This is a genomic window from Vreelandella sp. GE22, assembly GCF_968212445.1.
Genome location: NZ_OZ309110.1, coordinates 803,918 through 816,102, shown reverse-complemented (window position 1 = coordinate 816,102; position 12,185 = coordinate 803,918). Strand labels below are relative to the sequence as shown.

Here is a 12,185-nt window from a genome sequence, read left to right as displayed (position 1 = left end):
CCCGGGACAGCACCACTTAGCGAACCAGCGCGGGTCGCTTGGGATCGAATGTCCAGCCATCGATCAAATACTGCATGGCGGTGGCATCGTCGCGCCCGCCTGCCGGTAAGCGGCGGTAGAGCTCGTGGGCTTTTTCGACCTCTTGCATATCGATTTCCACCCCAAGGCCGGGCGCATCGGTAACCGCCACTTTGCCATTGGCAATTTCCGGCGGGTTACACGTCAAGCGTGCATCGCCTTCCTGCCAAATCCAGTGCGTATCGAGCGCCGTCGTACGGCCTACTGCGGCGGCCCCCACCTGCGCAAACATGGCAAGCGATATATCGAAATGGTTGTTGGAGTGGGAGCCCCAGGTCATACCGTGGTCCTGGCAAAGCTGCGAAACACGCACCGCGCCGGACAGGGTCCAGAAATGCGGGTCGGCAAGCGGAATATCCACGGAACGCAGCATCAAGGCGTGCGCCATTTCACGCCAGTTAGTGGCAACCATGTTGGTCGCGACGGGCAACCCGGTGGCATGGCGGAATTCCGCCAAAATCTCGCGCCCCGAAAAGCCCTGCTCCGCGCCACAAGGGTCTTCTGCATACGCAATGACGCCATGAAGGTCCTTGCAAAGCGCAATAGCCTGCTGCAAGGACCAGGCACCATTGGGGTCAATCGTGGTTCGCGCGTCAGGAAACGCGTTATGAAGCGCCGTCACGGCTTCGATCTCCTGCTCGCCGGGTAGCGCCCCGCCCTTGAGCTTGAAGTCCTTGAAGCCGTAGCGATCATGAGCGGCCTCGGCCAGTTCGACGATACGTCGCGGCGTCATTGCCGCTTCGTCGCGCTGGCGATACCAATCGTGACTCATGCCATCAGTACCGCGCCTGAAATCCAGCGGTGTGGCATGTCCATCACCAATAAAGAAGAGATAACCCAGCACGTCCACGCTGTCGCGCTGTTTGCCATTTCCCAAAAGCTCGGCGACGGGTACGTCCAAAAACTTGCCCAGCAAATCGAGCAGGGCCGCTTCAAGAGCGGCGACCGCATTGACGCGCAGTTCGAACGTCCAGGAGCCTTTGCCGAAATCCTCGAAGTCCGCGCTCTGACCGGCACTGTTCAAAGAGGCGACCACTGAGCGCAGCTTGCCAATCGATTGGCCAACCACACGCTCTCTGGACTGCTCGAGAGACTGCTGGATCGTATCTCCCCCCGGTGCTTCGCCCACGCCCACATTACCGGCACTGTCCTTTAGGATGATCAGGTTGCGAGTAAAGTAGGGAGAGTGAGCCCCACCGATATTGAGCAACATGCTGTCGCGACCCGCGACCGGGATGACGCGCATTTCGATAATGGTGGGAGTACCATGGCTTGGCATAAACACCTCAACATCAGTCTATCGTCGCGTAGACCATTACTTATCCAATAGCGCGAGAGAAGCCCGCAAATGAAGGCGCCTCCCTTGCAAGGCATGCCCGTTTTTAGAGCGACTTGGCATTCTCGACCAGCTTTTTGAGCTGACTTACCTGCTCATCGTTAGGCATGGTCAAAGGCGCTCTGACGTTACCCGCCGGGTAGCCTACGATGCCGGCGCCGGCCTTGATCAGGCTGACGGCATAACCCGGTGTGGTATCTCGCAGCGTGACAAAGGGAATGAAAAACTCACGCGTCGCCTTACTGATAAAGTCGCTGTCACCTTGACGCAGCGCCTTGTAAAACTTGACGGCCATGTCGGGTACAAAATTGAAGACCGCAGAGGAGTAGGTGCTCACACCAATGGCCAAGTAAGCTTCCGCGATGATCTCGGCGGTAGGTACGCCCCCGACATAGGCCAGGCGATCACCGATCGTCTTGATCGTGATATTGAGCGACTGCATATCGCCCTTGCCATCTTTCAAACCCACCAGGTTGTCACACTGCTCTGCCAACGACTTGACGGCATTGACGTTCAGATAGCCATTGGCGCGGTTGTAGTAGATAACGCCCAGGTCGGTCGAATTACAAACGCTGGCCGCGTAATCGACGATGCCCTCTTGTGAGCACTCCGTCAGGTACGGAGGCATCAATAGAATACCGTCGGCACCGGCGTCCTGAGCGACCTTTGCATGCTGGCGAGCAAGCTCGGCGCTCTGACCGGCACTGGCGATGATGGGAACATGGCCACCGATGGTTTCCACCGCCACTTCGACGACCCGACGGTACTCATCAAGCGTCAAGTTGAAAAACTCACCGGTACCGCCCGCAACAAAAAGCGCAGAAACCTCATACTCTTTCAGCCATAACAGCCGCTTACGATAGCTTTCGACATCAAACTTACCATCGGAGTCGAAGTCCGTAATAGGAAATGACAATAGGCCATCAGTGACAGAAGCCTTGAGCGATTCTTTAGAAAAATTCATTGCGAGTCCCTTTTTGTTTATGCGGTAAGCCACCATAGCCGGCGGTGATTGGATTGACGCTCATCACCTGTGTATCGCCTATTGAGGCAACTGCGTTCAGCCATGAGGCCATATTGTCATACATCATACAAGCATTCTTCTAGACTTTAGGCTAAGGGTTAACCGTCAACCTATATCGCCTTACGGCTTGCTTCTCATCTAACGTCTTACTATCAGAAATGCCATTCAGTGCAGGCTGATTATTTAAATGATTTATTTAGCACCTTCTTCGACAGGCATTTTCTTTTTCTTTACCGCTGAGTATATCGACCAGCATATAAAGGCGGCTATCAGAGCAAAGAACGTGGCGCTAACGGGCCTTTCCAAAAAGACCATCAAGTCTCCACGGCTGAGCAGCATGGCACGGCGAAAGTTCTCTTCCATCATGGGCCCAAGAATGAAGCCTAATAATAAAGGCGCAGGTTCGAAGCCCAGTAACAAGAAAACACACCCAAGCACGCCAAACAGTGCGACCAGCATGATGTCCATGTCGGAGTAGTTGATGCTGTACACGCCAATGACGATAAACAGGATGATGGCAGGATATAAAATGGGATAAGGGATTTTTAAAAGCCTTACCCATAGCCCCACCATGGGAATATTGAGAATCAAAAGAAGCACGTTGCCAATCAGAAAACTGATAACCAGCCCCCAGAAAAGATCCGGGCTATCGGAAATCACGTTAGGCCCAGGCGTAATACCGTGTATTAAAAGAGCACCAAGCATGAGTGCCATCACCGCGTCACCGGGTATCCCCAGCGTAAGGGTAGGAATAAACGCCGATTGAGCCGCTGCGTTATTGGCACTTTCAGGGGCGGTAATCCCTTCGATTGCCCCCTTGCCAAACTTTTCCGGGTTTTTCGAAATCCTTTTTTCCAACGCGTAGGCAATGAACGAGCCGATGGAGGTACCCGTGCCGGGTAGTATCCCGATCCCTGTTCCGATACCCGTTCCTCGCAACATGGGGAAAATGCTTTCCTTCATATCGCACCGGGTTGGCAAGAGTGACCGAAAGGTAATCTTTTCATCGTTTTTGACCTGAACCACCTTACCTACGTTGGCAATCACCTCGGTCACCCCGAAAATACCCATGGCGATCGCGACGATGTTGAGCCCGTCATAAAGGAACGTTAAACCGAAGGTATAGCGCTGAATACCCGTACTCACATCGGTACCGACAACACCCAGGATCAACCCGAACACGACCGCGGCTAGTCCTTTTGCCGGCGACCCTTGTACTAGAATAGCGGCGGCCACGAGCCCCAAAAGCATCATGGCGAAATAGTCGGCGGAGTTGAAAGCCACGGCAAAATTCGCAAGCGGTGGCGCAAAGGCCGCCAGCACGATAACGGTAATGAAACTACCCACGAAGGAAGCGATCGTGGTCATGAACAAGGCGACCCCGGCTCGCCCCTGTTTGGCCATGGGGTAACCATCGAGGCAAACGACCGAGGAAGAAGGCGTGCCGGGCAAGTTCAGCAGTATGGCCGCCGTAGAGCCACCGTATTGGGCGCCATAATAGATACCCGCCAACATGACCAGCGCCGTGGTGGCCGGTACGTAATAGGTCAAGGGGAGCAGCATGGAGATCGCCGCCAGGTGCCCTACACCGGGAATGACCCCGATGAACATACCTACCGTGACCCCCAGGGCGCAGTACATGAGATTTTCGAGCGTAAAAGCAACGGATATACCAAGCGCCAAATTATTTAAAATTTCCATTAGAAACTCCAGGGAAAAAGGCGGATCGGCATATTAAGACCAACAATGAAAACGACATACGACATCAAACAAAGCGTTATGCCGATTAAAAACAGCCTGACGGGCCTGAACGTTTTCTCACTTACACCACATATCAATACCAGCGCCATCGTGGCGATGAAAACACCGGCCGGCCTCATCAAAAAAGCAAACACCAAAATAGCGACCGTGATACAAACCAACGCTCTATAGTTGATATTGGGAAACTCGCTGGCAGTCCTTGCTGAGAAACCCATGGTCACTAGTCCAAGAAAGCCGAGCGAAAAGCCTAGAAAGCGTGGTAAATAACCCGGCCCCATATTACGTAGTGTTCCCATGCTGTAGTCCTGTGCCTGCCAAAGCACCAGCATCGATACGATGAGACACATTAATCCTGCAAGAAAATCTCTATTGGTTATTACTCGCATGATGCCTATCTCTTATCATCAGGGCGTAACATCCCGCTCCAAAGAGCAGGATGTATTTTTTACACAATGGATATTGATGATAATTACTGACCGATACCGGCGCTTTCGATGAAGCGCGCCAGCTCGCTTTTCTGCGTAGCCATCCACTCCTGAAGCTGCTCGGGTGAATCGGATGGCCGGGCCTGGCCACCCTGCTCGGCGATTCTTGACTGGATCTCTTCTGTGGCAAGAATCGCGGTAAGCTCTGTTTGGAGCCGCTCGACGACCTCGGGCGGGCTACCGGCCGTTACCAAGATACCCTGATAAGTACCGTCCAGCTCGCCTGGAAGGCCTAGCTCTCGAAAGGTCGGAATATCCGGCAGCTCTTCAAGACGCTCTTCCCCTGTCACCGCCAACGCACTCATTTGGCCGCTCAGCACGAAAGGCAGTGACGCAGTCGTACCGTTCATCAGCATATCGCTTTCCCCCGAGACTACGGCGCGGGTGGCATCAGAGCCGCCGCGATAAGCGATGACGTTCCAGTCCAGGTCCAGATGTTGAATCAAACGCTCGGTGGTAATGTGGTTGTTCGCGCCCACTCCCGAGGTGGCAACAGAAATGTCGCCGGGGTTATTACGGGAGTACTCGAGTAGTTCATCGAAGTCAGCAAACTCGTTACGCTGAGACACCCCCAACACGTAAGGCGAGTATGACACCATGGTGACGGGCGCCAGATCATTCTCGATATCGTATGCCACACTTTCCAAAACACTGGGAGCAGCCAAAAGCGCCGTTAAATCGGAAAGAAGCAGTGTATGCCCGTTGGGTGTCGCTTTCGCAACGTAGTCGGCGCCGATGTTGCCCCCCGCGCCTGCCTTGTTTTCTACGATCACGGGTTGGCCGATAGCGTCAGACAGTTCCGGGGCTATATAGCGGGCGAGAATGTCAGAGGTACCACCCGGTGCAAACGGCACCACGATTCTTACCGGCCCCCTGAACTCCTCGGCTAACGCACTATTGGCCGCCATCACCAGGCAAAGTGAGGTAGCGCTCAAAAGTAGCTTTTTGGTTTTTTTCATCGTATTCGCTCCATTTTTATTAAAATAATAGCGCTTAAGTTTTTGTTTATTTGAGACAAAAACTCTTTTTAAAGTAATATGTATTTAATCATACAACTACAAGTTAGACGTGGTTACAACGTTTTAATATACGACCATGGTCCATACAGTTTCCGCCTGAATTATAAGTAGCATTAAAACCCGAACAAAAGTGGGTAGAGGCGCTTCGTAACTTAGAAAATTATTTTATAAAACAGCGAATTGAAAATAAGCGCGATGAGCGAAACAACCTTGAATGGCAAAAAAAAGCAGCCTGCTTGTCAGGCTGCTCTCTTGCGATACTTCTAATGCGTTATTTCACTCAGCGAGCGAGCGCCGGGCGCTTGGGATCGAACGTCCAATCGGGGATCAGATACTGCATCGCCATGGCATCGTTGCGCTGAGTGACGGCCAGCGACTTATAAAGACGGTGTGCCTCCATCAGCTTCTCTTCATCGAGCTCGACGCCCAAGCCCGGCGTTTTCGGCACGGCGAGCTTACCATCGCGGATCTGGAACGGCTCCTTGGTGATGCGTTGACCGTCCTGCCAGATCCAGTGGGTGTCGATCGCAGTAATCTCCCCCGGGCACGCCGCGGCGACGTGGGTCATCATGGCAAGCGAGATATCGAAGTGGTTGTTGCTGTGCGACCCCCAGGTCATCCCCCACTCGTTACAAAGCTCACCGACCATGACCGCACCCTGCATGGTCCAGAAGTGGCAGTCGGCCAGCGGAATATCCACCGCGTTGAGCTGAACCGCGTACTGCAGCTGTTTGAAGTCCGTTGCGATCATGTTGGTCGCGGTGGGCAGGCCCGTACGCTTTTTGAACTCGGCCATGGTTTCACGCCCGGAGTAGCTCTCCTCCTGACCGCAGGGGTCTTCGGCGTAGCTCAAAAGGTGCTTGATGGGATCCAGAACCCGTACCGCCTCATCGAGTGTCCAGGCGCCGTTGGGGTCCAGCGTCAACCGCGCCTCCGGGAAGGCGTCGTGAAGCGCGCGGATGCAGTCGGCCTCTTCTTCGCCGCGCAGCACGCCCCCCTTTAGTTTGAAGTCCTTGAAGCCGTAACGCTCATAAGCTGCCTTGGCCAGGTTGGCGACCGCATCCGGCGTCAGCGCCTCCTGGTAGCGCACCTCGTCCCAGGCATCCGCCGGCGCCGTGGCCTTCGGATAGGGCAGATCGGTTTTATCCGGGTCGCCCAGCAAAAACAGGTAACCCAGCGCCTCGACCTCATCGCGCTGGCGGCCGTACTGACCCAAAAGATCCGCCACCGGGAGCCCTACCGCCTGGCCATAAAGATCGAGCAGCGCCGACTCCAGCCCCGTAATGACGTGAACCGCGACGCGCAGATCGAAGGTTTGGCGTCCGCGCTCTTCGCGACCGTTTTTGGCCAGTGTCACCCGGGCGTTGTTGAGCGTCTGTTTGAAGCTGTTGATGCTGGAGCCTTCGACGGTATCGCGGCACTGCTCCAGGCCTTTGAGAATACCCTCGCTGGAAGGAATCTCACCCACGCCCTTGTTACCGGCGTCGTCTTCAAGAATCACGACGCAGCGAATGAACCAGGGCGCGTGGCCACCGCTCAGGTTAAGCAAAAAGCCGTCGTAACCAGCGACGGGTACGACCTTCATTGAGGTAATTTTTGGCAACATGACTATCGACCCTCTTTTGACCAGATTAAATGTATCGATGCGCTATCTAGGTGATCGGCGCCGGGTTAAACAGTACCAGGTCGTTGTGGATGCCCAGCTTATCCGCCGAGGCCTGTTTCCGGCCGCTGGCCACATCCAGAATCAGGTGGAAAAGCTCCCAGCCGACATCCTCGATACTGACCTCGCCGGTGGCGATACGCCCCGCATCCAGATCGATAATGTCGTGCCAGCGCCGCGCCAGGTGTGAATTGGTCGCCACCTTGAGCACCGGCACCATGGCGAGCCCATAAGGGGTGCCCCGCCCGGTGGTGAACACCTGCAGGTTCATACCCGCGGCCAACTGTAATGTGCCGCAGATAAAGTCGCTGGCCGGCGTTGCCGCAAAGGTCAGCCCTTTTCGCCGCAGCCGCTCGCCCGGACCAATCACGTCGACGATGGGCGAGTTACCAGACTTGATCACCGAGCCCAGCGCCTTTTCGACCACATTGCTCAAACCGCCCTTCTTGTTACCCGGCGACGGGTTGGCGCTACGATCGGCTTGGCCCTGTAGCAGGTAGTCATCGTACCAGGCCATCTGGTCGATCAGCGCCTGGCCAACGGTTTTATCGATCGCCCGGGGCGTTAGAAGATGGATGGCGTCGCGCACCTCGGTGACCTCGGAAAACATCACGCTGCCACCGGCACGCACGATCAAATCCGTAGCAAAGCCCACCGCCGGGTTGGCCGTCACCCCAGAAAAGGCGTCGCTGCCGCCACACTGCATGCCCACCACCAGATCTGATGCCGGGCAGGTTTGGCGGCGGCGTTTGTTCAAGCGCTCGAGGTGACGCTCGGCCATGGCGAGAATGCCATCGACCATCTCGCCAAACCCCTCAAAGCTTTCATCCTGAAGACTCAAGACGTTGGCCTCGGGATCGGCGGCCTCGGTATTCTCATAAATCCGCACCGGGCGGTCTTCAAGTAGCGTCGAGGGCTGAAGTTTTTCGCAGCCCAAGCCGATCACCATGATTTCGTTGCCGAAATTGGGGTTCAACGCGATATTTTTCAGCGTGCGAATGGGCACGATGGCCGCCGGTGCGTTGATCGCAACGCCGCAGCCGTAGCTGTGGTTGAGCCCGACCACATCGTCCACGTTGGAATAGCGCGGCAAAAGCTCGCGCTTGATACGCTCGACCACGTACTCCACGGTACCCGCTACGCACTGTACGCTGGTGGTGATACCCAGCACGTTCTTGGTGCCCACGCTGCCATCCGGGTTGCGAAACCCCTCGAAGGTATAGCCCTCGAGCGGCTCGGACGCCGGCGGCTCCCGAGTGGCCAAGGGTAGCTCGTCCAGGCCCGGGGCCGTGGGCAGGCGCACATTGGTTTCATTGACGTGGCCGCCGCGTTCGATCGCCACCACCGCCGTGCCGATCACCTCGTTGTAGCGAATGACCGGGCTGTCCTGAGCAATCGCTTTCAGCGCCACCTTGTGGCCTTGGGGAATAGGCATCAACGTCTTACACTCGTCGTTGATACTGACCCCTTCGGCAAGCCCGCCATGCGCGATCACGATAGCGACGTTGTCGTTCGGGTGTACCTGAATAACGGGCGAATTAGTCGTTGTTTGGGTCATGAGGCTTTCCTGGGGCAATGTGCGAACGATTGTGCATTTGACTCAGCGCCATCTTCTGCCGGGCACGCGACTTGAACCCCATGGCGATGGCAAAGACCACGGACGCGGCAATCAGCGCCCAAAGCACCATCGCGATCGGGCTTTTGGTAAAGAAGATGCTATAGGTGCCGAAGGATTCGAGGCTTTTGACGAAATAGACCTCCGCTTGGCTACCCAGAATGAACCCGATGATCAGCGGCGCGACTTCGAGGCCGATTTTTTGAATCAAGTAGCCCAACACGCCAAAGATCAGCAGTGTCCAGACATCGAACATGATGCCGTAGTTGATGGCATACGCCCCGACCACGCACATCATCACGATGAGCGGGTAAAGAATATGCTTGGGCACCATGACCACCTTGGCGATATGCTTGATGGCAAAGAACATCAAGAAAAACATCACGAAGTTGGCCAGCACCAGCGCGACCATCATGACGTACCAGGTGTCGTGGTTTTCCGGAATGAATAGCGGCCCTACCTGAATACCCTGCAGCGTAAAGGCGCCGATCAAAACGGCAGTGGTCGAGTCGCCTGGAATACCCAGCGACAGAAGCGGGATGAGCGCGCCGCCGGTTAACGCATTGTTTGCTGATTCTGAAGAGATCAAGCCCTGGGGCGCCCCTTTACCCATTTGCGAAGAGTCCCGCGCCAGGTTCTTTTCCTGGGTGTAGGCCAGTACCGAGGCAGCACTTCCCCCAACGCCTGGTAGCATGCCCACGAAGGTGCCGATAAACGAGGAGCGTGTGAGGTTGGTCAGGCTGCCCTTGAACACCGACAGCGAAAAAGCACTCTCCTTACCAATCTTGACGCGCTCGCCGGCAACGTCCCGCTTAACGCCTTTTTCGGCTTCAAGCAAAATGGTCGAGATCCCGAAAATACCGATGAGTACCGGCAGTAACGAGAAGCCCTCGAACAGGTACGGCTCCATGAAATCGAACATCAGCCGGGTATGGCCGTTGCCGCCGTCCGAGATACTGTAATCGCCGATCAGGCTCAGCCAGACGCCGATCACGCCGCTGAAAATGCCGATCAACATACTGTTGGAAAGTGAGGCAATCACGGAGAGCGCCAGCAAGATGATCAGAAACTTCTCAACGTAGGAGAATTTGATCGAGAAATCCGCAAGCAAAGGCGCAAACAAAAAGAGCACCGCAGCGCTCACCAACCCCCCCACCAGCGATGCGATCACGCAGATGCGCAGCGCCTTTTCGCCCTCGCCTTTCTGGGCCATGGGGTAGCCGTCAAAGGTGGTGGTAATCGATGAGGGTGTGCCGGGTATATTCAAAAGCACCGCCGGCACCATCCCGCCGGATATACCGCCGACATAAAGCCCCAGCAGAAGCGCCAGACCGTGGTTCAAGCCCAGCGCGTAGGTCAGCGGGAGACAAACGGCCACGGCCATGGTCGCCGTCATACCGGGGATCGCCCCAAAAATGATACCGACCAGGGTGCCAAAGCCAACGAGTAAAAAGAAAGAGAGATCGAGGAACGAGAGAAATTCCATGGCGCTACCTTCGGGTCACGGCAAGGTGATAGTAAAAAGCTTGGCGAGTACGAACCAAACCAGCGTAGGCGCGACGACGGCATTGACGGCGGCAATGATGAGGGCTTTTTGGGTCCACTTATGCAGATAAAGCAGCGACATGAGCAGCACGAACGCCATCGAAACGAACAGAAAGCCGTAGCCCGTATACGGAAACAGGTTGCCGACCACGTCCATCAGGTAGAAGTAGGCGATGATCAGCGCGAAGGTGCCAAAAAAGCGTCCGTTATCCCGCGACTCACCAAGGATTGGCAGCGTACGCTCCCCGCGCTTGACCGCCGCCATGAAGGGCACCACTCGGGTGACTAGAATCACGGCAAACAGAATGCCCAAAATCCAGTGAACGAGAGTCGGAAAATATAAGTGCGATGTTTCGAAATCGATCGAAACACTCAACAGATCTGACGCCATATCTGCTCCAGACGTATGAACTCGGCGCACACACCGACAGCGGCGGTGAGCGCGTCGGTGTGCTTGCTCGGGGAAAGGAAAGGAGAAGCTGACGGCAGCTCGCCGCCAGCGCCTGACCGCTTAGTCGACGTTGTTCTTAATTGATATTGCTGATGATCTCTTCGTAGCGGGTCATTTTCTCTTGCAGGTACTCCGACGCCTCTGCAGAAGGCTTGAAGTCGGGGATGAAGAACGCATCGAGCTGTGCCTGTTGAATGTCGCCTTCGTCATAGATCTCGGCAAGCGCCTCGTCGATCTGGTCGATGATGCCTTGATCCATGTCCTTGTTGTAAAGGAAGAAGAACTCTTTATCGAAGGTAAAGCTCTGGTCATCGCCCATGGTGACGTTCACGTTGGGTTCGACGTATTCAAGGAGCTGCTCGCGGGTGGTTTGACCAAGCCCCTCTTCCGGCGCCTGTTCGATCGTATCCTGGCGCGCCGTCAGCCAGATGAAGCGCATGGCTTTCTGGTCGCTCTCGGGCAGGCGCGTGTACTGCTCGTTGGCCTGAACGCTGCCGTTGATGACATCGGCCTGGCCGTCGAACAGTTGCTGGTTTTTGTCGGACTGGGAGCCGGTATTGATCGCGACCAGGTTCTCTTCCTGACCAGGATGTTCGATGGCAATCGCGTTTTTGAGCGCGCTGTAGCCGATTTCGGAGACGCCGCCGGGCTGAATGGAGACGCGAACGGTTTCACCACTGCCTACGGCTTCGATGATGTCATCGAGCGTCTGGTAGGGTGAATCCATGGGCACCAGGTAGGCGTTGCCGGGGTTGATGGCAATGGTCGGCCCAATGGTGTATTTCTCGAAAATATCGTCGTATCCCTGAACGCCATACAGGTAGCCAAGGTAAGACTGATCGTGAAAGATCATCAGGGTGTTACCCCGAGAGTCCCTATCCAGGGTGCGAAACGCCGAGCTTGCGCCGACCGCATCCACTTTCATGTTCACGCCAAGATGCTCGGCCAACCGGTCTACCACAATACTGGCATTTTGGTAGGTATCGCCGCCGGTCGAGGTCGAACCGATCACGACGCGGACGTTGCCTCGAAGCTCGGCGTCCTGGGCCATGGCAAAGCCAGCATTGAGGGTAAGGCCCACCATGGCCGCAGCGACGCTTGCACGCATGAATGTCTTTTTGGATAGCAACATAAGCTTACCTTTTGCGTTGATTATTGGTTTTCTACGCTTTGAAGGCCGTTACGTTTTGTTTAGCGACACTTCAAGG

Annotated in this window: 10 protein-coding genes; all 10 read right to left on the bottom strand. The window is 55.6% G+C overall.

Annotated features, from left to right (window positions below):
• Nucleotides 1–16: 16 nt before the first annotated feature.
• Nucleotides 17–1,357, bottom strand: coding sequence for an enolase C-terminal domain-like protein (locus ACWHRL_RS03895; protein WP_447895309.1), 1,341 nt, complete (start codon nucleotides 1,355–1,357; stop codon nucleotides 17–19).
• 103 nt (nucleotides 1,358–1,460) lie between these two features.
• Nucleotides 1,461–2,378 (bottom strand): 5-dehydro-4-deoxyglucarate dehydratase, encoded by a 918-nt coding sequence (kdgD, locus tag ACWHRL_RS03890; protein WP_447895308.1) that lies wholly within the window; start codon nucleotides 2,376–2,378, stop codon nucleotides 1,461–1,463.
• 252 nt (nucleotides 2,379–2,630) lie between these two features.
• Nucleotides 2,631–4,079 (bottom strand): tripartite tricarboxylate transporter permease, encoded by a 1,449-nt coding sequence (locus ACWHRL_RS03885; protein WP_447896144.1) that lies wholly within the window; start codon nucleotides 4,077–4,079, stop codon nucleotides 2,631–2,633.
• 59 nt (nucleotides 4,080–4,138) lie between these two features.
• A complete protein-coding gene (locus tag ACWHRL_RS03880) occupies nucleotides 4,139–4,585 on the bottom strand; it encodes a tripartite tricarboxylate transporter TctB family protein (RefSeq protein ID WP_447895307.1) in 447 nt (148 codons plus the stop codon).
• 83 nt (nucleotides 4,586–4,668) lie between these two features.
• Nucleotides 4,669–5,643: a Bug family tripartite tricarboxylate transporter substrate binding protein gene (locus ACWHRL_RS03875; protein WP_447895306.1), complete on the bottom strand. Its 975-nt coding sequence runs from the start codon at nucleotides 5,641–5,643 to the stop codon at nucleotides 4,669–4,671.
• A 340-nt stretch (nucleotides 5,644–5,983) separates the two neighbouring features.
• Nucleotides 5,984–7,309, bottom strand: coding sequence for an enolase C-terminal domain-like protein (locus tag ACWHRL_RS03870; protein WP_447895305.1), 1,326 nt, complete (start codon nucleotides 7,307–7,309; stop codon nucleotides 5,984–5,986).
• 46 nt (nucleotides 7,310–7,355) lie between these two features.
• A complete protein-coding gene (garD, locus tag ACWHRL_RS03865) occupies nucleotides 7,356–8,924 on the bottom strand; it encodes a galactarate dehydratase (RefSeq protein ID WP_447895304.1) in 1,569 nt (522 codons plus the stop codon).
• The gene (locus tag ACWHRL_RS03860; protein ID WP_447895303.1) at nucleotides 8,905–10,467 is read right to left on the bottom strand and encodes a tripartite tricarboxylate transporter permease; all 1,563 of its coding nucleotides are present in this window, start codon (nucleotides 10,465–10,467) and stop codon (nucleotides 8,905–8,907) included. The genes garD and ACWHRL_RS03860 overlap by 20 nt, the downstream gene beginning before the upstream one ends.
• A gap of 15 nt (nucleotides 10,468–10,482) precedes the next feature.
• Complete coding sequence (locus ACWHRL_RS03855; protein ID WP_447895302.1) at nucleotides 10,483–10,917, bottom strand: tripartite tricarboxylate transporter TctB family protein; 435 nt, start codon at nucleotides 10,915–10,917, stop codon at nucleotides 10,483–10,485.
• Nucleotides 10,918–11,053: 136 nt separating this feature from the next.
• A complete protein-coding gene (locus ACWHRL_RS03850; protein WP_447895301.1) occupies nucleotides 11,054–12,109 on the bottom strand; it encodes an ABC transporter substrate-binding protein in 1,056 nt (351 codons plus the stop codon).
• Between the last annotated feature and the right edge of the window lie 76 nt (nucleotides 12,110–12,185).

What these genes read in the sequence shown, in the direction of transcription:
- ACWHRL_RS03895 (WP_447895309.1), bottom strand. Translation starts at nt 1,357, where the DNA reads ATGCCAAGCCATGGTACTCCCACCATTATCGAAATGCGCGTCATCCCG.
- kdgD (WP_447895308.1), bottom strand. Translation starts at nt 2,378, where the DNA reads ATGAATTTTTCTAAAGAATCGCTCAAGGCTTCTGTCACTGATGGCCTA.
- ACWHRL_RS03885 (WP_447896144.1), bottom strand. Translation starts at nt 4,079, where the DNA reads ATGTACTGCGCCCTGGGGGTCACGGTAGGTATGTTCATCGGGGTCATT.
- ACWHRL_RS03880 (WP_447895307.1), bottom strand. Translation starts at nt 4,585, where the DNA reads ATGCGAGTAATAACCAATAGAGATTTTCTTGCAGGATTAATGTGTCTC.
- ACWHRL_RS03875 (WP_447895306.1), bottom strand. Translation starts at nt 5,643, where the DNA reads ATGAAAAAAACCAAAAAGCTACTTTTGAGCGCTACCTCACTTTGCCTG.
- ACWHRL_RS03870 (WP_447895305.1), bottom strand. Translation starts at nt 7,309, where the DNA reads ATGTTGCCAAAAATTACCTCAATGAAGGTCGTACCCGTCGCTGGTTAC.
- garD (WP_447895304.1), bottom strand. Translation starts at nt 8,924, where the DNA reads ATGACCCAAACAACGACTAATTCGCCCGTTATTCAGGTACACCCGAAC.
- ACWHRL_RS03860 (WP_447895303.1), bottom strand. Translation starts at nt 10,467, where the DNA reads ATGGAATTTCTCTCGTTCCTCGATCTCTCTTTCTTTTTACTCGTTGGC.
- ACWHRL_RS03855 (WP_447895302.1), bottom strand. Translation starts at nt 10,917, where the DNA reads ATGGCGTCAGATCTGTTGAGTGTTTCGATCGATTTCGAAACATCGCAC.
- ACWHRL_RS03850 (WP_447895301.1), bottom strand. Translation starts at nt 12,109, where the DNA reads ATGTTGCTATCCAAAAAGACATTCATGCGTGCAAGCGTCGCTGCGGCC.